Genomic DNA, 19,223 nt, shown 5'->3' with positions numbered 1-19,223 from the left:
ACTCCATCGCGCTAACCACGACGAAGCCCCACAAGCTTGTGCTTGTGGGGCTCTGTGTTGTGCCAGGTAGAAGATTCGAACTTCTGAAGGCAATGCCGGCGGATTTACAGTCCGCTCCCTTTGGCCGCTCGGGCAACCTGGCATGCACTCTGTGGTGCGTGTATGTACTTTACTATGAAGCACCCACCTACCTCCAAATCGCCAGCGCAGCGGGGAGAAATGGGGTGTGTAGGAGGGGACACCAACAAGCAGCTAGCCCACGCGGCGAACGGTGTAATCCGCGAGCTGGCGCAGCGCTTGGCTAGCGGAATTTTCCGGCAACACGGAAAGCTGTTCTTCTACGGTGCGCAGGTAGGCGTTAATGTCCTCTAGCGCCCTCTGACGGCCGCCAGACTGGCGCAGGAGCTCGATGGCACGCTCGACCTCAGCATCGGTTTCTAGGGGGCCTGTCAGCAGCTCACGCAGCTGGTCTCCCACCTCCCCGTCTTCTTCCAAGGCGTAGAGGACGGGGAGGGTAAAGACACCCTCGCGCAGGTCGGTTCCCGGGGTCTTTCCGGAGTCCTTCGGGTCGGAGAAGATATCAATGACATCGTCCACGATCTGGAAGATCATGCCGATGGCGCCGCCGATGCGATACAGGGCCGCAGCGTGGTCGGCCGAGGCGCCCGAGTGATACGCGCCGAGGTAGCCGGCAGAGGCGATAAGCACCGCGGTCTTTTCCTGAATAACGGCCATGTAGTGGTCCACGGGGTTGGCTTCGCCGGCACCGATGGTCTCGCGCATCTGGCCGGTCACCAGCTCTTCAAAGGTATCCGCAAAGTGACCCACGGTATGGGTATCTAGTTGGCTCATCAGGCGGGAGGCGTGCGCCAAAAGGGCATCGCCGGCAAGGATGGCTACGGAGTTATTCCACCGAGAGTTGGCGGATTCCACGCCGCGGCGGCGGTCCGCCTCATCCATCACATCATCGTGGTACAGGGTAGCAACGTGCACCATCTCCACAACGGTGGCGGACTTAATAACCTCTTCACAGCCCGGTTTGGTGCCGTACTCAGAGGCAAGCAGGGCCATCATCGGGCGAAAGCGCTTGCCGCCTGCCTTGGACAGATGGCTTACCTTGTCCTTCAAGAAGTCCTGGCCGCGGTCAGTTTCACTGCGCAGCTTTTCTTCTACTGCTTCCATGCCCGCGCCAATGCGTTCATTAAGCTGTGGATCACCAAGATCCACGTGAGTGGCATGCGAGTGGCCGTGAGTCATTAAATAGCGTTCCTTGCAATTAAAAGCCAGAGATAATCGTTTATCTACCGTAGTCCAAACCAGCCCCCTTAACACACTTGAGGGGTTGAACTAGTGCAATGATAGTCCCTATGTCGGAACAGATCGATTCCCCCCGCCCTGTCGAAGTCGCCATCATCGGTGCAGGACCCGCAGGAAGTGCCGCGGCCATCCACGCCGCCCGCGCTGGCTATGAGACTGTCCTCATTGATTCAGCCACCTTCCCCCGCGATAAAACCTGCGGCGATGGCCTCACCCCACGGGCAATGCACCAGCTAGACAAGCTCGGCATCACGGTTAACGCCGCCTACCGCAACCGCGGACTTAAATTGCACGGCTACGGCGGGGACGTCACCGCCCCGTGGCCGCAGACCTATCCTTCCCAGGTGGGCACCGCCCTGCCGCGCTTTAGGCTCGATGCGCAGCTGGTAGAGGCCGCCACCGCCGCCGGGGCCACGCTTATCTCTGGTACCCCCGCGAGCGCCCCGGTCATAGAGGGCAACCGCGTGACCTCGTTTCGCATTGGCAAGCAGATTATTCGGCCGAAATGGCTCATCGTGGCTGATGGCGTGCGTTCTACCTTTGGCAAGCAACTGGGCCGCACCTGGCACCGGGACGAGGTCTATGGCATCGCCGCGCGCTCCTATGCCGCCTCCCCTCAAGCAACCGAGCCGTGGATGCACTCGCACGTGGAATTAAAAGATGAAGATGATGCAGTCCAGCCCGGCTACGGGTGGATTTTCCCGTTGGGTGCAGAGCTAGGGCAGGTCAATATCGGCGTCGGCGCGCTATCGACCGCGCAGCGGCCGGCCAAGATTAATACCAAAAAGTTGCTAGAGTTCTACGCCGCCCAGCAGCGCGCGGAGTGGGGCCTTGGGGACATCGAACACGTCACCTCTGCCCTGCTGCCCATGGGTGGGGCGGTCTCTGATGTAGCGGGGGCCAACTGGATGCTCATTGGCGATGCCGCCGCCTGCGTCAACCCCTTAAACGGCGAGGGCATCGACTACGGCCTCGAGACGGCAGCGCTCGCAGTAGCCATGCTCGGCCCGAAGGATTTCACCCTCGCGTGGCCGGCCACCCTGCGCGAGCACTACGGCGAATCCTTCCTGCTCGCGCACACGGCCGCCCGCCTGTTGACCTACCCGCAATTCCTGCCCGTGGCGGGGCCATTGGCGCTGCGCGGGCCGGTGGGCCGCTTGCTGATGCCCGCGGCGGCCCGCCTCATGGGCAACCTCATCACGGAGGAGGACCGCGACCTTATCGCCCGCCTGTGGCGCACGGCCGGCCGCACCGTAGGGGCCGTCCGGCGCGATACGCCCCTGTGGGCCTCCACCGCGGCGGTCTAGGAGGGCTGCAAGAGGTTTACTGTGGGGCATCGGCAAGCGGCTTCGTTGCCGAGTGCAAGGCGACGATGCCCAGGGTGAGGTTTTGCCAGCCCGCGTTGGCCCAGCCATTGCGGTTGATGGCCGCCGCCAGCTCCTCTTGTCCAGGCCAAGCGCGGATGGATTCCGCGAGGTAAATATAGGCATCCGGGTTGGAGGAAACCACGCGCGCTACTGGGGGCAGCAGGCGCATGAGGTATTCCTTGTACACGGTGCCAAATACCGGGACGATGGGGGTGGAAAATTCCGCCACCGCCAGGCGCCCGCCCGGTTTGGTCACGCGCGCCATTTCCCGCAGCCCCAGCTCGTAATCGTGGATATTGCGCAGGCCATAGGAAATGGTGACGGCGTCAAACGTATTATCCGCAAAGGGCAGTTTCATGCCATCGCCGGCCACCTTGGGCACGTCGCGCTCGCTTCCGGCGGCGAGCATGCCGCGCGAAAAGTCGCAGGCTACGCACCACGCACCGGATTTGGACAGCTCTTCTGTAGACACCGCGGTCCCGGCCGCGAGGTCGAGGACCTTTTCCCCCGGCTGCAGGTTAAGGCGCTCGCGGGTGCGCTTGCGCCAGCGCTTGTCCTGCCCAAAGGACAAGACGGTATTGGTGAGGTCGTATTTTTCGCCGACGGCGTCAAACATGCGCGCGACGTCGAAGGGCTTTTTATCCAGATCTGCCTTAGACACAAATGCCTAGTCTAGGCTACGCGCGCCCCAAGGGCACGAGCCGCCCACCGCGGCAGCTCCGGGCGCTGCCCCAAAATGGTCAGCGGCACCCGGCGGGTATCTTCTAACACCTCTTCGTAATAACCCACCAGCTGCTCGCACAGCGCGGTCCACGTCTTCGAAGAAATGGAGGCGCGGGCATTATCCCGCAACTCCACATGTATCTCCGGGTTGAGGAGCGCATCGACGGCATTGGGCAGGTCCTCAACAAAGCTATCTACGTCTAAAAGCAGGCCGTTATAGCCTTCCTGGATAAGGTCCACGGGCCCGCCTGCCCGCGGGCCGATGGTGGGCACGCCAGAGGCCTGGGCCTCCTGGATGGACTGGCAGAAGGTTTCAAATTCGCCGGCGTGCACAAAAACATCGAGCGAGGCATAGGCCTGCGCCAGCTCCTCACCGCTGAGCGCGCCGGTAAACACGGCACTAGGAAGCTGTGCCTCCAGCAGAGGGCGCTCTGGGCCGTCACCAACAATAACCAGCTGAATATCCTCGCGGCCATTGAGGGCGGACAACCGGTGCACGCCCTTTTCCGCGGCTAAGCGGCCGACGAAGCCGACGATGTTTTTCTTTCCGCTCCGGTCCCAGCTGCGGCGCAGGCTAGCAGAGCGCTTTTGGGGATGGAAAAGCTCGGCATTGACGCCGCGGCCCCAGTGGCGCACGTGCTTGATGTGGTGCTTTTCCAAATCCCGGATGGTCAGCGAGGATGGCGCCAAGGTCATCTGGCAAGAGTTGTGGATCGTGCGCAGCCACTCCCACACGGCGTAGGCCAAGGCGGAGGCATGGTACTTGGTGGCGAAGCCTGCGACATCGGTTTGGTAAAGCGCCACTGCCGGAATGCGCTGCTGGCGGGCCGAAAATGCGCCCGCCGCACCCAGCACGAATGGGCTAGCCAAGTGGATAATATCGGGCTTGAACTTCCGCAACGCGTCATCCACGGCCGTGGTCGGCACGCCCACCGGCAGCGAATCCACCAGCGGCACGCGCACGGTGGGCACGCGGTAGATGGGAAAGCCCAAGTAATCGGGGATTTCTTCTTGCCCCTCGCGGGCACCGGGAGCGATGACAATCGCGTCGTGTCCGGTTTCGTGCAGGTGCTCCAAAACGCGCAGCACCGAGTTTGTCACGCCATTGACATTGGGGAGGAACGATTCGGCCACGATTGCAACTCGCATGCCACCATAATGGCCTATTTTTCTTGGCCTTTGGTGAATCCAATGAAAAATCTGGGTAAATTATTTTTCAGCGCGATTTTCAGCCCGGCGGGTGGTCACGGTAATAAGCCGCCACAAACCCACGGCGGCAAGCGTAGACACAACCGCCACGGACAGTGCCGGTATGACCGCCAAGGTCCACTCGCGGCCTTCTACCTTCACCAAATCCGGGTTATCCTCGGCGTATTGCACCCATACCTGCTGGCCCTCGCCCAGGTCCGTGGGATAGAGCAATCCTTGCCGCGGGGAATGATAGATCCCGTCGCTATCTTGAAAATCCACGGTGGTGCGCAGCGCGCCGACGTCCTTGACCGTTGCTAAGGCCCGGCTAGGCTGCGCGGAAATGGCGCGGTCATTGAGGAAGGGCCCTACCACCAGGCCCACCGAGCCCACGATCAGCGCCACATAGACGGCCAGCACGAGCTGGTGCAGCCGGCGCCGAAAAACCGCGGGCCTATAGCGCGGGGACACTTACTGGCCCACCTTCTGCGTGAGCTTATCCTGCAGCGCCCGGCGCGTGGCACGGGTGGTCTGCGCTTCCACGATGGTAATGCCCGTGGAGTATTCCTTGAGCTCTGCCAGGGTATCCAGCAGCTCCTGCGGGGTGGTCACCAGGCGGTAGTCTGCACCATAGGCTTCTGCCAGCTTGCCGATGCCCACCCCATGCGGCGTTCCAAAGGCCGGCTCGAAGGCATCGCGAAGCGCGGGCGCGCCTTGCTCCAGGGTCTCGAAGATGCCGCCGCCATTGTCATTGGCCACCACGATGGTGAGGTTCTCCGGCCGCGGCTGGTCCTCCGGGATCAACAGCCCATTGGCATCGTGCAGGAATGTCACATCCCCTACCAGGGCCATCACGCGTGGGGCGCGCCAATTGGTGGGATCCAGCGATTGCGTGGCCAGGGCGACGCCAATGGCTTGGGACACTGTGCCATCGATGCCGGCCACCCCGCGCGGGGCGTAGGTATCCACGCCGTCAAAGGGCATACCGATGAAGGAGGCATCGCGCACCGGATTCGAGGCGCCGAGGACCACCGCGTCATTGACCGCAAGCGTATCGCCTACCGCCGCCGCTACGTGCAGTCCGGTAAACCCGAGCTCTTCTTCCTCCAATGTTGCGCGCACGGCCTCGCTGGCCATGTCGGTCGCGCCCTCGCAAATCTTGAGCCACTCGCGGCTTGGCTCCCCGGTGACCTTGACGGTGGTGCCAAGGCGCGCGTTATCCCCGCGCTGGTTGGTAAAGTCCGCCGTGCGCGAGAGCACCACCAGGTCGATATCCGGGTCATTCATCAGCGCGAGCACGCCGCGGTGCAGCGTGGGGTGGCCCACCACGATGACCTGCTCAACCTTGGTATTGACCACGTAGTCATTCGCAGAGACCTGCGCCTTGCGGAAAATGTGCGCCGCGGCCGGGTGCACGGGGTGGAACGGTCCCGGCGCGGAGGGCTCCGCGATGGTCGGTACGTCTTCTAAGCCCTCGACCTCCCAGGCCTCATCGCCGGCGATGACGAGGGTATTTTTACTCAAGTCCACAGCGACCTCGCCGTGGTCATAAAACCGCGGGGTGGCCGCGCGGGTGCCATCGCCGCCTACCCGCTCCGGCAGGCTATCTCCTACCAGGGGTGCGTCAAAGGCAATATTGATATGCACCTGGAGGTCGCGCTCAAACCGCTCCGCAAGGGCGGCGATATCCTCTTCCGCGTTGACCTGGGTGGTATCCGCATAGACGCCAAAGATGCCATCTTGCACGATGGTTTGGGAGGCGCCGGTGCCGATCAACCGCTCCGGGCGGTCCGCGCTGATTATGACCAGCGGGGTATGCGAATAGTGCGCCTCAACCACCGCGGGCAGCGTATTGGCCACGGCCGTGCCGGAAGTCATCACCACCCCGACGTGGCGGTGTTGCACGCGCGCCATGCCTAAGGCGGTAAACGCAGCGCCGCGCTCATCAATGCGCGTATGCACCCGGATATCCTCGCGCGCCAAGAGCGCAAGGGACAGCGGTGCGTTGCGGGATCCCGGGCACAGCACCACATCAGTAAGGTGGCGCGCCAATTGGGCGGCCACCTGTTCAGCCAGCTGCATCGATTCATTCATGCTGCCAGATTTTACCTATTGCGGCGCAGCGGCTGGGAATCGGCAATCGCGCCGCGCCCTGCCGCGCCGCCGAGCCGCCGTGCCAAGCCGCCGCTACTACTGCCTAGCCCTGCTGCTGGTTGCCGCTATTGCCAAAGAGATCCCGCAAGAGGCGCTCCACGTCGAGGTCATCGCCTTCTTCCAGGCGGTCCTGGATTTCCGGTGGCAGCTCGGTAGGAATATCTTCAGGGAGTTCGTCCTGCAGCTTTGGCAGATTGCGCAAGCGCTCAGAGATGCCGGGGCCCGCATCCTCGGTTTCAGTCACCGTGGTGGGCACCTGCGTGGTCGTGGTTTCCGTCACCGGTTCTGGCGCGGGCTTATCGGCATCGCTCGCGGCATTGCGCCACAAGAAAAACAGGGCGCCCGCCGCCAAGATGGCAACCACGGCGATGGCGGCAAAGACCCCGGCCATCCCGCCGTTTTTCTTTCCCCTGCCGCGCTGGTCCGGGTCATAGTCCGACGGCACCGGCTCATACTGCTGCTGGGCGTATTGTTGCTGGCCATACTGTTGTTGGCCGTACTGCTGCTGGCCATATTGCCCGCCGGGCTGCTGGTAGTTTTGTTGGTAATTCTGCTGGTAATCGGCGTTCGCGTCGAATTGCCGCGTCTCATTCTGCGGCTGCTGCGCGCCCGGGAAATACTGCTGTGGTCGCTGGTTGCGGGCGTTACCGGCCGCATTATCTGGGACGCGGCCTATCTGGCGCGTGGCATCCTCGGCCGGGCCAGACCACTGGCGGGTCTCGTCAGTGCCGCGGCCATCATCATGAGAGCCTTTTCGGCCATTGGAACCGTTTTCACCAAAGCCATTATTTGTCATGCCTACCAGATGTACATCATTTTCCTGTGAGATCCCAGGGAATCTCCCCGATGCCAGCGCCGAACCGAGGGAGAGGGTGCTAGCCCTGAGGTTGGCGCGCCCGCAGCGCCCTACCGGTCGCGGTATCTTCAGCAGCCAGCTGGCTTGGGGTGGCATCAGCGATGATCTGCCCGCCGTCTGCACCGGCGCCAGGGCCCATCTCAATGATGCGGTCCGCGCTGGCCAGAACGTTGAGATCGTGTTCGATGACGATCACGGTATGCCCGGCATCGACAAGCTTGTGCAGCTCCGCATTGAGCAGGGCAATATCGGCCGGGTGCAGGCCGGTGGTGGGCTCATCCAGCATGTAGACCGTGTGCCCGCGCCGCGAGTTGCGGGAGCGCTGCAATTCCGTGGCGAGCTTGATGCGCTGCGCCTCGCCACCGGAAAGCTCCGGTGCGCCCTGCCCTAAGCGGAGGTAGCCCAAGCCCACGGCCTGCAGCGTGGCGATGGCGCGATGGATCTTTGGTTCCTCAGCAAAGAACTCTGCGGCCTCATCCACGGTAAGCTCCAGCACCTCTGCGATGCTGCGCCCGTGCCAGGTCACCTCGAGGGTCTCATCGTTGAAGCGGGCACCGCCGCATTGCGGGCAGGTGGTATAGGAACCCGGCAAAAAGACCAGTTCTACTTCGATTTTTCCTGCGCCACCACAGGTGGGGCACTGGCCCTGCTTGACGTTGTAGGAAAAGCGCGAGACCGTCCACTTGCGCTCCTTGGCCTCCGGGGTGGAGGCAAAGAGCTTGCGCACGTTATCGAAAAGGCCGGTATAGGTGGCCAGCGTGGACCGCGGGGTGCGGCCAATGGGCTTTTGGGAAATCTGCACCAGACGGGAGACCTTATCCAGGCCCTCTACCCCGGCAAGCGAGAACTCGTGGCCGCCCTCGTCTGCATCATCTTTATCCTCATCCGCCACGGCGGTGGCGGATTCCTTGAGGGTTTCTGCCAGCACGGTGCTTACCAGCGTCGACTTGCCGGAACCCGAGACCCCGGCAACAGCGGTAAATTGCCCCAGGCCAAAGTCCACATCGAGCTCGTCGATGCTGCGCGCGGAAATGCCGCGCAGGCGGAGGTGGTTGGAGGGGGTACGGGGGGCATCGGCAAGCGCGAGCTCACGCTGCGCCAAGGCGCGGGCGGTGGGGGTATCGGCGTCGTAGTCCTCGACCGGACCGGAATAGACCACCTTGCCGCCGCCCTCGCCGGCGTAGGGGCCAACGTCCACGAGCCAATCCGCCTGGGCCACCAGATCCATATCGTGTTCTACCAGCAGCACCGAATTGCCGGCGTCAATAAACCGGCGGCACATGTCCAGCACCGCCCCGCGCTCATCGGGGTGCAGGCCAGCAGACGGCTCGTCCAGCACATACGCCACGCCGAAGAGGCCGGAACGCAGCTGGGCGGCGAGCCGGATGCGCTGCAATTCACCCGCCGAGAGGCTCTGGGTGGGCCGGTCCAGGCTCAGGTGCGCCAGCCCCAGCTCCAGGGCGGAGGTAAGCGCCGGCAGGACCTGCTTGAGCAGTAGATCCTCCGCGGAATTCTCCTCCGGCTCCTGCGCGCTGAGCACCTCATAGACCTGGTCCAGCGGCAGCGCGCCCAGCTTGTCGATGCTCATTCCCGCATACGTCACCTTGAGCGCCCGCGGGTTCAACCGCCGGCCGTGGCAGGTATCGCACTCGCGGGATTCCATGAAGGACAACGTGCGCTTGCGCAGCGATTCCGATTGGGTCTCCTGCAGCGTCTTGGTGAGGTAGCTGGCCACCGAGCGCCACGTGCCCTCATAATTGCGCTGAATCTGGTCCGCGCCGCGCAGCGGTTTTACGGTAACCACGGGGCGTTCTTCTGTAAATAGGATCCAGTCGCGATCTTCCTGCGGCAGGTCTTGCCAGGGCGAATCCAGGTCATAGCCCAAGTTCATGAGGATATCGTGAAAATTCTTGCCCGCCCACGCACCGGGCCAGGCCTTAATGGCGCCTTCCTCAATGGACAAGGTGGGATCGGGCACCATCGATTGCTCGGTGGGCTCGTGCACCACGCCCGCGCCTTGGCACTGCGGGCACATGCCCTCTGGGGTATTTGGGGAAAAGGCATCAGAGTAAAGGCCCTCAGGGTTATCCCCGGCGCGCGAGTACAATAAGCGCACGCTATTAGATAGCGCGGAGACCGTGCCCACCGTGGAGCGCGCCCCGCCGCCAGAGGTGGATTGCTGCAGCGCCACCGTGGGCGGCAAGCCCTCCACCTGGCTTACCTGTGGGTCCACCGCGGAGCTAATGAGCCGGCGCGCAAACGGCGCCACCGATTCCAGGTAGCGGCGCTGCCCTTCCCCGTGGATGGTGCCAAAGGCCAGGGAGGACTTTCCGGAACCGGAGACTCCCGTCACCGCCACGAGTTGGCCGCGCGGCATATCCACATCGACGTTGCGCAGGTTGTGTAAGTGGGCATCGCGAACCTTGATTGTCATGACCACAATCCTACCCGCGCACCAGCTTCCTAAGGCAACGCTTCGGCCCGCCACCCCCGCCGCGCATTGCCTACCGATCTGTCTACCGCTCCGCCTGCCAAAAATTAATTTCACGCCCGCCCGGAGTGTTCCGGCTGGCGAGCGCGCCCTGCCGCCACCGAGCCACAGGCGGTGCATATTTAGCCAGCGCCCCAACTGATAGACTTCATTGTCTATTATGACGATTCCGCTTGGTCTATAAGCTAGAAGGTAGGGCTCCGCGTTGACCGATAACACTTCATCCATCGCGCTGATTGGACTTGGCCCCCGCGGCATTTCCGTCCTCGAGCGCCTCGTGGCACAACTCAATACTGTGTCTCACCCGCCAGAAAAGCTGACGCTTCATCTCATCGATGATGCCCAGCACGGCGGCGGCAAGATTTGGGATATCAACCAGCCCAAGTACCTGTGCATGAATACCTTCGCACACGGCATGACGCTGTTTTCTGAACCCGGCTCCACCGTGGAGGCCCCAGTGGTTGAAGGCCCCACCATCTACGAGTGGATCCGCCTGACGCTTGGCGATGCCAACGTGCCCGCCGGCGCCCGCGATTACGCCGCTACCCACCCGCTCGATCCACAGGCGCTTGAGGAATTCGGCCGTGCAGAGCTGGAGAAATTGCGCCCCGAATCCTATCTGCCGCGCGCTCTCTACGGTCACTACATCCTGTGGGTTTTCCACTCCGTCTTGCAGGACGTACCGGAATGGGTAGAGGTCAAGCAACACCACGCCCGCGTGGTGGATATTGAATCCCGCGATGGCGCGGATATTTTGCACCTTAATAACGACACCACCGTTGAGGCCGGCTCCACCTTGGCGGTCACCGGCTGGCAGAACCAGGGCTATACCGAAAACGAGCGGTGGATCTTAAAGACCTTGGAAGAAAACCCCAGCCTGCGCTGGATCCGCGCAGATAACCCCATTGACCAGGGCGTTGACTCCATCAAGGACAATGAAAAGGTCCTCGTGCGCGGGCTTGGCATGGGCTTTTTCGATATCCTCATCCTGTCTACCGTGGGCCGCGGCGGGAAGTTCGTCGAGGATTCCTCCAAGCCTTGGGGCATGCGCTATGAGGCCACCGGCACCGAGCCCACCTTTGCGGCTGCTTCCCGGCGCGGGTACCCCTTCCTACCGCAATCCGATGAAGGCTCCCTGCCGCCGGCCGCGGAAATCCCGCGCTTGAAGAAGGTAGTCGCCGAGCTATCCCACCGCACGGGCGCGCGCTCCATTAACTATGACACCGAGGTGTGGCCTGCGGTCGCCCGCGATGCTTACCAGGCCTATATCGATACCCTCGCCCGCGTCGAGCCGGAGAGCCTGCGCACCTCCCGCGAGGAGATCATCACTGACCTCGATGCCACCCCGGTAGATGCTGGTGTGGCCTATAACGGCCTGGCCCAGCTCGATGAGGTCATTCACCGCCACACCACCAAGGATTTCAGCCTACTGCGCTGGATGCACCTGCTCACGGAGGACTTTTCCAGCCAACAAGAGCTCACCGAGCACATCGCACAGAGCCTGTGCGAGGACCTGGCAGAGGCCCAGAAGGGCCCGGATAGCCCGGTGCGCGCCGCTTTGTGGTCGGTCGGTTTCTCCCGCAAACCCACCCAGGTCCTGGGCGCCGAGGGCCGCTATACCCTGGAGTCGCGCCACCACATGTTCGATAAGGCCATTTCCTTGGGTCAGACCACATGCTCCGGCCCGCCGCCCTTCCGCACGCAGCAATTGCTGGCGCTTGTCGATGCCGGCATTGTCAGCTTCGTCGGCGGCAATCCCGTCTTGGGTACGAATGCCGACACCGGCGAATGGACCATCAGCTCCAGCGCCTCTGGCGGCAAGCGCATTCCGGGCACGACGCTTCTCGATGCCTGGGTGCACAAGCCCGATATCCGCCGCACCCCGCACGATTCCTTTATGCACTCCCTCGTGGAATCCGGGCGTGTGCGCGCATTTACGGAAACCGCGCGCGATGGCATCGAGGTACCTACCGGCTCGCCTGCCGAGGACCCCGATACCCGCCAGGTCCACAACGCCGACGGCACCGTGGATGAGCGCCTACACCTCGTAGGAATCCCCGCCCACGCCGAGTACCCAGATACCACCCTGGCCCCGCCGATTCCCGGCACGGATTCGTGGTTCATCCAGGAAGCCGATAAGGCCGCCGTGCACGCGGCCCAGGTAGCCTTCGCGGGGCAAGCGTAGCTAGCAGCGAGGGGCAGGCAACCGCCTGCCCATTACGCTGTTAGCAGTTCCGTTCGGAGGAGCCCAGGATTCATACTCCTAGCCCCATGCTGGGGCAGGTTATGTTTATCTGCGTTCGGACCTGACCCCCATGTGGTGGACACCCGATTAGTGCGGATTTTGTGTCCGTAAGAGAGGATGTTCATTGTGAGTCAACAACGCCAGAAATACACGCCGGAGTACCGGCGTGAAGCCGCGAACCTGGTAATCGAGTCAGAACGCCCGATTGCTCATGTGGCTAAGGAGATTGGTGTCGCACCTGGCCTTTTAGGTCGGTGGGTGAAAAATGAGCGTCAACGCCGAGGATCCTTCGATGGGCTAAGTGAGGCGGATCTTCGTGCTGAGAATGCTCGTCTGCGTCGTGAGCTGGCAGAAGCCAAGATGGATAACGAGTTTTTGTCAAAAGCGACAGCCTTCTTCGCCGCACAGCAACGCGATCAGAAAAGTTCGAATTGATGCAGCCAGAGCAAGGCTAATTTCAGTATCAAGCGCATGGCACGCCTTTTGAAGGTATCTCGGTCTGGATACTACAAATGGGCCCATATGCAGCAGAAACGCTTATCCGGTAAAGATGATCGGACATCTTTTTACGATGATGTCGATCGCAAGATTCATCAGATCTGGAAAGACTCCGACGAGGTCTATGGTGCCCCGCGGATTACCGCAGAACTCACCGAGCGCTACCAGATCAGTGTAAATCGCAAGACTGTGGCTAAGCGGATGCGTCTGATGGGAATTGAAGGGATTTCACCGCGTGCTTTTGTGCCGGTGACAACGATCCAAGCTAAGCGTAAGTCAAGTCTTCCTGACCTGGTCAAGCGCATGTTTGATACCGGTGAACTTAACCGGGTGTGGATGTCAGATATTACTTACCTGCGCACCGGCGAGGGCTGGTTGTACTTATGTGCGGTCCGCGATGGTCATTCCCGCAGGGTACTGGGCTGGGCTATGGATAGCGTGCAAGATACTTCCCTGGTCGAACGAGCCCTACGGATGGCGCATACACTGCGCGGTGACGTTCCTGACGGGCTGGTGTTTCACGCCGACCGTGGGACGCAATTTACCAGCGAGAAGCTCTGGGAGGTGTGCCGCAACCTGGGCATTGCTCAATCTGTAGGGCGTACCGGAGTGTGTTTCGATAACGCGATGGCCGAGTCGTTCTGGTCGACGCTGAAAACCGAGTTCTACGACCGGAAGCGCTGGCCAACCCGCGATGTCGCCCGCAAGGCCGTTGCCTACTGGATTGAAGTCGTCTACAACCGTCGACGCCGGCATTCCGCTCTCGGGATGGTCAGCCCCGTCGACTTCGAAAACCACATCACCCAAACCAGAAACGAAGAAAAAATCGCTGCCTAACCACTAGGTAGCTCCACTACGTGTCCACGATTTGCGGGCAACCCCAATCAGGTGTCCACCAAATGGGGTCAGGTCCCGTCGAGACATAGATATAGCCCACCCGCTGCCCACATGAACCGGAATCTTTACTCGCCGACATCACACTCACTACTTTCTGCAAATCTAAAGTCTAGATCCCACTATGCAAGTGTAAAACAATGGCCGAAGTGGCCCTATTTTACAGCAAACATTCTGCCCCAAACCGGCGTAACAATAGGGTGTACCTTGTTCTTCACAAGCCTGACTCATTAATTTCAAAACTATGATAATTAACATAGGCATTAATCTATGTATCCAGGTGTAAAGCGCGCTATCCTAAAAGTGCTGGAAACAGCGACATCATCTTTCCCCAAGGAGTATAAAATGCATAAAGTAGCGAAAGGCCTAGCGGCAGCTTTTATTGCTGTATCTATGTCGACAGCTCAAACACCAGCGATGGCAGTCCAAGCCCCACCATCACAAACGTTCACAGAAACACGTGCAGTAAGTCAAAATCCTGCCGAAACTCCCGCTTTCCTCGGCGGCGAGCTTCATGGACTCACAACTCAAACACTGTCAGTTGATGAATACGGTGAAGTTACCGCAACCATCAATAATGACACCGGAGAAGTGACTACTACTTACCCTGACGGTTCAGCCAAAACAATCACCGCAGAGGAAAGCGCACAAGCACTTCGAGCTCGTCTTAATGAAGCAAGCCCAGAACAGATCGCCGGCCTACAGGCTTCCATGGAAGAGCGCATCTCCAAAGAACAGGTACGCCCTTACGTTGTTGGCCTAGTCGGTGCAGGACATGCTGCATCTTGGGGCAAAGTACTAGCTCTAGCAGCTGTCAACCCCGCGATTGCTGGACTAGCATTTGCAGGTGAAACCGTATTCTGGACATGGGTATCTACCCACTGCTAAAAGGAGAACCTCATGCCACTGTGGATCATCGCAATTGTAGTTTTTGCTGGGGGCAGCATTGGCTATGCCCTTGGTCTAAAAAAGCGAATGGAAGATAATCCAAAGCTCCAAGGAAAAGGCCTTCGAGTTTTGTTTTCAAATAAGTAGAATATTACATTCGCTCCGGTTCGTCACTCATCCGAGTAGGCGAACCGGATTTTTATCAGACTTAACACGTCAAATAGGGGGTGTTCCTATATAGTTTGTCAACCTCGCGGGTGGATTAGCCGGGGTTGATTTTTCAGCCGGGGTTGTTTGGCCGTGTTGTTTTCGGGCATGACAGCTAGCCGACTGGGATTTTACCCGGTCGGCTATCTTTGCTCTTAGTGTCTAGGCTGCTAGGTCTTCCTGTGATGGTGCGGGATCGTGGTAGCACTCGTGGTTGCGCATCATGGCGTAGAGGACGTTGAGTCGTCTGCAGGCTAGTGCTACTACTGCGGCGTTATGTCGCTTGCCTTCACGGCGCTTTCGTTCATAGAATTGCCGGGAACGCTCGTGGAATCTGATGGATGCAAAAGCTGATTGCCATAGGGCGTTCTTTAATTTTTTATTGCCGGCTCGGTTCAGTGAGTTCGACATGATCGAGGTTCCGGATTGATTCGTTCGGGGCGATAAACCAGCGTAAGAGGCTAGGCGCCCAACTGACGGAAAGTCGGACATGTCGCCTGCGGTCATGAGAATTTGTGCTGCCGTCTTTGGTCCGATTCCCGGCATGGATAGCAGGATTTGAGTGTGGGGGATGTCGTTGATGAGCTTGATGACTTCCTGCTCGATTTGTTGGCGGTGCTCGAGCTTTAAAAGCGCGTCCTTCGCCGACATTGCTACGCCCATTTCGGCATAGTGTGCACCTGCAATAGTGACTGTTTGCTCAGAGATGGCAGCGAATATGGCATCGAGGACAGGTTCGGGTTTGCGTGCCTTATATCGTCGAGCAAAGGCAGCTGCCTTGGCCTTACCTAAGCGTTTTATCTTGGTGGGCCCGCCGTAGCGTGCAAGTAGGTGCAGAACCCACTTGCGGTGGATTATCTGACCGCGAAGGGCTTGTTCGAATTGCGGGTAGCAGCCTACTAGCGCACTTCGAATCTGGTTGATGAGCCTGGTGTAGGAGCGTGCTAGGTCTTCGTCGATACCGTTGAGGACCTTCAATTGGAGGAAGGCTTCTTGGACGCGGTCGACGCTGCGGAGGGATTCCGGAAGGTTCTTTGCAGCGTGGGCGATGATATAGGCGTCCCGGATATCAGTTTTGGCATTACCAGCGTGGATGCGTGAGAGTTGACGCATAGCCAAACCAGGAAGGTAGCGCACATCAATTCCAAGGTCTTGGGCTACCGCGACAGTTAGTCGACCAATGTTATTTGGCTGGTCAACAACGACAAGGACCTTGTTGTTACCAGAGTAGAAATTTGAAAAGAGTGTGCGCAGGGATTTTTCGTTTTGGTTGATGCGCTTAGATAGCACCTGGGCGCCGTCGATATCTAAGACACAAGCGTGGTGGAAGTATTTGCCAACATCCATGCCGATGACATAGTCGTAGGTCATGCCAGACCTCCTAGCGAGTTGAATGAGTATGGGACTTATTTCATCGCTGGTGGTCGGACATACTTCACGCTGGCATCCACATTACTTTGAGACCTCGCACATTCTGTGCGGGTCAGGTTCCTATTAGCAGTCTGGAGTATGTCACTGCTTTCGGCGGCACCACCCCCCGGATCATTTTCAGACAGGGACGAAAATAAGCCATACCGAAGCCAGCGACTAGTTCCACTGCCCCAAGGCAGAAGGAACGCAGCTAAACATAACCTGCCCCAGCATGGGGCTAGGAGTACGAATCCTGGGCTCCTTCAGGCGGAACTGCTAACAACGTAATGGGCTTCTGTCTCTAGTACGCTTCAAGACAGCGCTTAAAGAGTTTTATCTAACTGCCTGGCGGCAGGGAACCGTATATTGCTTATGGCATGACCCCTGCTCCGGGATTGCCCCCTTACGTCGCTCCTGTGGGAGTTTGATTCCCGCCGGGTGTTAATGCGGAATGTATCGACAGTAAACAATTTTCGTTATACGATATTTTCATGCCTGTGAACATCACTCAAGATCAACTCGACACGTGGGTTTCCGAAGCGGAAGAAGGCTACGATCCAGAAGTGTTGAAAAAGCGCGGACGCGGACGCCCCGGTCGCGGGGCGGAGCCTGCTCAGGTCGTTGCTGTACGTCTCACTGTCGATGAACTTTGCGCTCTAGATCGCCTAGCTACGGAAAAGAATCTCACCCGATCTGAGCTTGTTCGTCAAGCAATCAGCACGCTCACGGCGGCATGAAAGCAGCCAAATCTGCCACTAAGCACGGTATCGCAGAAGCCGATGGAATCCATGCAGCTTCCTATCCGCTGTGGATAGAGCCTCTTGATGATAACCCTGGCCAGTGGAGGGAACTCCGCCTCGGTTTTGATACCCATGCTCGACTGCTGGAAACCGTCGTTGTTGTTGCCTCCGATGGGGACGAACTGTTAATCCATGTGATGAAAGCTCGCCCGCGCTACAGCAAGCTCCTCGAATAACGTCCTGATACGTTTAGTCCGGCTTTCGCCTGCGTCCCCTAGGGGAGATCCCCGCTGCCTTTAACGCGCGATTAATAGTCTGCCTCAATACTCCAAACTCTTTCATCTCGCTCTGAATAGTCAGCCACCTACCTATCTCCGCTTCTGCTTGAATAAACACCCGCGATAGTCAGCCGGACACTCCTCGCAGCTTTTGCGCGTTTCTTACTAGCGGTTTCCAGTTTGTCGCGCTGTACCCTAATGTCCAGTAATTGTGTTCCACTTTTTAAGAGGTTGCTTATTAAGCACTCAATGTGGGGGGCAATAATTTCGGAATGAGAATCCGGATCTTGACCCAATAAAGCGCAGTAAGTTCCGTTTAGCACGGAGTCTTCCGTTTTATTAATAGGGTGTACCCGGCTGACGCATTGGATCTGAGGGCCTTGGCCAGGAAACGCTTCGCTGCGGCCACGTTCCGCTTCGGAGAGAGGTAAAAGTCCAAGGTCTGGCCACCGGCGGTGATCGCCCGATAGAGGTAGCACCACCTGCCGCCGACCCGGACATAGGTCTCATCCACCCGCCAGGAACTAGCTTGCCAGTCAGGTACCTGCCGGTACCACCGTGTTTGCTTGTCCAGCTCAGGCGCGCATTTCTGGACCCAGCGGTAGATCCTGGTGTGATCGACCGGCACGCTCCGCTCGGTCATCATTTCCTCCAGATCGCGGTAGCTCACCCCGTAGCGGCAGTACCACCGCACTGCCCACAGAATGATGTCACGGGGAAATGACGACCGGAGAAGATACCCATGGCTGTGATTATTTCACCTCGCTCTTCCTACTGCCCCAACTTTGCAACAGCACCTTTGTCTTTCGGGAAAGGCACGGAGCCTGCTAATAGGCAGTTTTCACCCCGAGGATGTGACCGATCTCCCCGGGGCATCAACCTATGCGTGGGAGTTAATCCAATCAAGGGCAAAATTGGCTTGCATGATTGAAGTGCGGGCGTAGCTTGGAATGGCGGTGGTCGGTGCTGCTGCTTCCCCCGCAAATAGAACTCTGTTACCGGCCTGCGCAGTGCCCCAACCATTATTTAAAGGGGCACCGACCCAGCGAGAAGCGTTTGGCTTTATTTGACCAGGGAAAATTCCTTTGTTGTATTTGATCCATCCGGGGTCCTCATAGCCACAGGCGCAAACTACCGCTTCGACTCGGTGAGAATTACCCGAAGCATCTTTTAGGTCCACAGCGTTTCGAGCTTGTTCCCCTGATCCCTGGCCACGAGCTAGGACAAGGCTCCCTGCGTGAAAACCTTCTCGTAGGTTTTTCGCGCCTTGCACAGGCATGGCGGTCACGTAACGATGTATCCAATCTGATATCCCATTGAGGAGAGTCTGCCTTAGGGAGACTTTTAGAGGTGACCAGGTCTGATTGGCTAGGTCCACCATGCGACCGATCATTTTTTCCCACACAGAATAACCATTTTCAGCTAATTCATAGTCCAGCAGAAAACGATCAGTGCCATTCCTGGGGAGGGGCTCCCTAAGACGTCCCGGATACCAGCCGAGGGAGGTGGCGTGCTGAATGGCGTATTGTCTAAAATCCTCTACGCTGCGGGAGTGTGCACGGAACTCCTCTGCTGGCATTTCCTTTGGGGCGTTTAACTGAAGCGAAGTACGTACCCCGGGAAGCTGGCCGCTGGGGCTAAGCATAACTGCCTCCACCCCCTCAAATAACGCTAATCGTGCGGCGTCCACGGCAGAGAGGCCAGTACCTAAAATACCGATGCGGGAAGTGGGATGGTTTTCTAGCCAGTGTGAAAAACTGGGGTCATAGGGGCTGGGAAAACTGGGACCGTATCACGGTATGACTGGCAAGATGAAGGGACCCGTGCTGTTTTCGGCCACCTGTGATGATGACGAAATCGGCTTTAAAGAGCCCGTGACGCGCAGTATGAATGAGGACAGGGGCTGCAGAATCTTCTACACAAATGACCGAATCGAGTACGTACTGAAGACGGCCATCGCAGCTGCC

General features: G+C 59.2%; 15 protein-coding genes, 1 tRNA gene and 2 pseudogenes. 7 read left to right on the top strand and 11 right to left on the bottom strand.

Annotated features, from left to right (window positions below; translation table 11 throughout):
• Positions 1 to 60: 60 nt before the first annotated feature.
• Both HMPREF1287_RS10160 and HMPREF1287_RS10155 read right to left on the bottom strand, forming a co-directional pair.
• Positions 61 to 142 (bottom strand) — tRNA-Tyr (locus HMPREF1287_RS10160).
• Positions 143 to 252: 110 nt separating this feature from the next.
• Entirely contained in the window at positions 253 to 1,257 is a 1,005-nt protein-coding gene (locus HMPREF1287_RS10155; RefSeq protein WP_023016701.1) for a polyprenyl synthetase family protein, read from the bottom strand.
• 98 nt (positions 1,258 to 1,355) lie between these two features.
• On the opposite strand from HMPREF1287_RS10155, the gene HMPREF1287_RS10150 reads away from it, so the two are divergent.
• A complete protein-coding gene (locus HMPREF1287_RS10150) occupies positions 1,356 to 2,624 on the top strand; it encodes a geranylgeranyl reductase family protein (protein ID WP_023016700.1) in 1,269 nt (422 codons plus the stop codon).
• Positions 2,625 to 2,640: 16 nt separating this feature from the next.
• Here the strand turns inward: HMPREF1287_RS10150 and HMPREF1287_RS10145 are convergent, their stop codons facing one another.
• The 6 genes from HMPREF1287_RS10145 to HMPREF1287_RS10120 all read right to left on the bottom strand — a co-directional run bounded on the left by HMPREF1287_RS10145 (position 2,641) and on the right by HMPREF1287_RS10120 (position 10,039).
• Positions 2,641 to 3,345 (bottom strand): demethylmenaquinone methyltransferase, encoded by a 705-nt coding sequence (locus HMPREF1287_RS10145; protein WP_023016699.1) that lies wholly within the window; start codon positions 3,343 to 3,345, stop codon positions 2,641 to 2,643.
• A gap of 11 nt (positions 3,346 to 3,356) precedes the next feature.
• The gene (locus HMPREF1287_RS10140; RefSeq protein WP_023016698.1) at positions 3,357 to 4,556 is read right to left on the bottom strand and encodes a glycosyltransferase family 1 protein; all 1,200 of its coding nucleotides are present in this window, start codon (positions 4,554 to 4,556) and stop codon (positions 3,357 to 3,359) included.
• A gap of 60 nt (positions 4,557 to 4,616) precedes the next feature.
• Positions 4,617 to 5,066, bottom strand: coding sequence for a DUF3592 domain-containing protein (locus HMPREF1287_RS10135; protein WP_005281108.1), 450 nt, complete (start codon positions 5,064 to 5,066; stop codon positions 4,617 to 4,619).
• The gene (menD, locus tag HMPREF1287_RS10130; protein WP_023016697.1) at positions 5,067 to 6,689 is read right to left on the bottom strand and encodes a 2-succinyl-5-enolpyruvyl-6-hydroxy-3-cyclohexene-1-carboxylic-acid synthase; all 1,623 of its coding nucleotides are present in this window, start codon (positions 6,687 to 6,689) and stop codon (positions 5,067 to 5,069) included.
• A gap of 103 nt (positions 6,690 to 6,792) precedes the next feature.
• Complete coding sequence (locus tag HMPREF1287_RS10125) at positions 6,793 to 7,545, bottom strand: hypothetical protein (protein WP_023016696.1); 753 nt, start codon at positions 7,543 to 7,545, stop codon at positions 6,793 to 6,795.
• A gap of 79 nt (positions 7,546 to 7,624) precedes the next feature.
• On the bottom strand, positions 7,625 to 10,039 hold the full coding sequence (locus HMPREF1287_RS10120) for an excinuclease ABC subunit UvrA (RefSeq protein ID WP_023016695.1): 2,415 nt from the start codon (positions 10,037 to 10,039) through the stop codon (positions 7,625 to 7,627).
• Positions 10,040 to 10,301: 262 nt separating this feature from the next.
• On the opposite strand from HMPREF1287_RS10120, the gene HMPREF1287_RS10115 reads away from it, so the two are divergent.
• The 4 genes and pseudogenes from HMPREF1287_RS10115 (at position 10,302) to HMPREF1287_RS12795 (ending at position 14,768) form a co-directional block, all read left to right on the top strand.
• The gene (locus HMPREF1287_RS10115) at positions 10,302 to 12,281 is read left to right on the top strand and encodes an FAD/NAD(P)-binding domain-containing protein (RefSeq protein ID WP_023016694.1); all 1,980 of its coding nucleotides are present in this window, start codon (positions 10,302 to 10,304) and stop codon (positions 12,279 to 12,281) included.
• A gap of 177 nt (positions 12,282 to 12,458) precedes the next feature.
• Positions 12,459 to 13,676 (top strand): annotated as a pseudogene (locus tag HMPREF1287_RS10105) (IS3 family transposase).
• 327 nt (positions 13,677 to 14,003) lie between these two features.
• Positions 14,004 to 14,621 carry a hypothetical protein gene (locus tag HMPREF1287_RS12540; protein WP_023016691.1) on the top strand — a complete coding sequence of 206 codons (618 nt, stop codon included), beginning with the start codon at positions 14,004 to 14,006 and terminating at the stop codon, positions 14,619 to 14,621.
• Positions 14,622 to 14,633: 12 nt separating this feature from the next.
• Complete coding sequence (locus tag HMPREF1287_RS12795) at positions 14,634 to 14,768, top strand: hypothetical protein (protein WP_023016690.1); 135 nt, start codon at positions 14,634 to 14,636, stop codon at positions 14,766 to 14,768.
• 222 nt (positions 14,769 to 14,990) lie between these two features.
• Here HMPREF1287_RS12795 and HMPREF1287_RS10100 read toward each other — a convergent pair whose 3' ends face one another.
• A complete protein-coding gene (locus HMPREF1287_RS10100) occupies positions 14,991 to 16,199 on the bottom strand; it encodes an IS110 family transposase (RefSeq protein WP_023016689.1) in 1,209 nt (402 codons plus the stop codon).
• Positions 16,200 to 16,729: 530 nt separating this feature from the next.
• On the opposite strand from HMPREF1287_RS10100, the gene HMPREF1287_RS12345 reads away from it, so the two are divergent.
• Entirely contained in the window at positions 16,730 to 16,975 is a 246-nt protein-coding gene (locus HMPREF1287_RS12345; protein WP_023018175.1) for a CopG family transcriptional regulator, read from the top strand.
• Entirely contained in the window at positions 16,972 to 17,214 is a 243-nt protein-coding gene (locus tag HMPREF1287_RS10095) for a hypothetical protein (protein ID WP_023016688.1), read from the top strand. The genes HMPREF1287_RS12345 and HMPREF1287_RS10095 overlap by 4 nt, the downstream gene beginning before the upstream one ends.
• Before the next feature lie 394 nt (positions 17,215 to 17,608).
• On the opposite strand, the pseudogene HMPREF1287_RS10090 reads toward HMPREF1287_RS10095, so the two are convergent.
• Together HMPREF1287_RS10090 and HMPREF1287_RS10085 are read right to left on the bottom strand one after the other, a co-directional pair.
• Positions 17,609 to 18,000: pseudogene (locus HMPREF1287_RS10090) on the bottom strand (IS6 family transposase); the annotation flags it as partial.
• 136 nt (positions 18,001 to 18,136) lie between these two features.
• Positions 18,137 to 18,901, bottom strand: coding sequence for a hypothetical protein (locus HMPREF1287_RS10085; protein WP_023016686.1), 765 nt, complete (start codon positions 18,899 to 18,901; stop codon positions 18,137 to 18,139).
• Between the last annotated feature and the right edge of the window lie 322 nt (positions 18,902 to 19,223).

It is taken from the genome of Corynebacterium sp. KPL1986, assembly GCF_000477975.1.
Classification (GTDB): Bacteria; Actinomycetota; Actinomycetes; order Mycobacteriales; family Mycobacteriaceae; genus Corynebacterium; species Corynebacterium accolens.
This window is presented reverse-complemented; position numbering and strand designations above follow the sequence as displayed.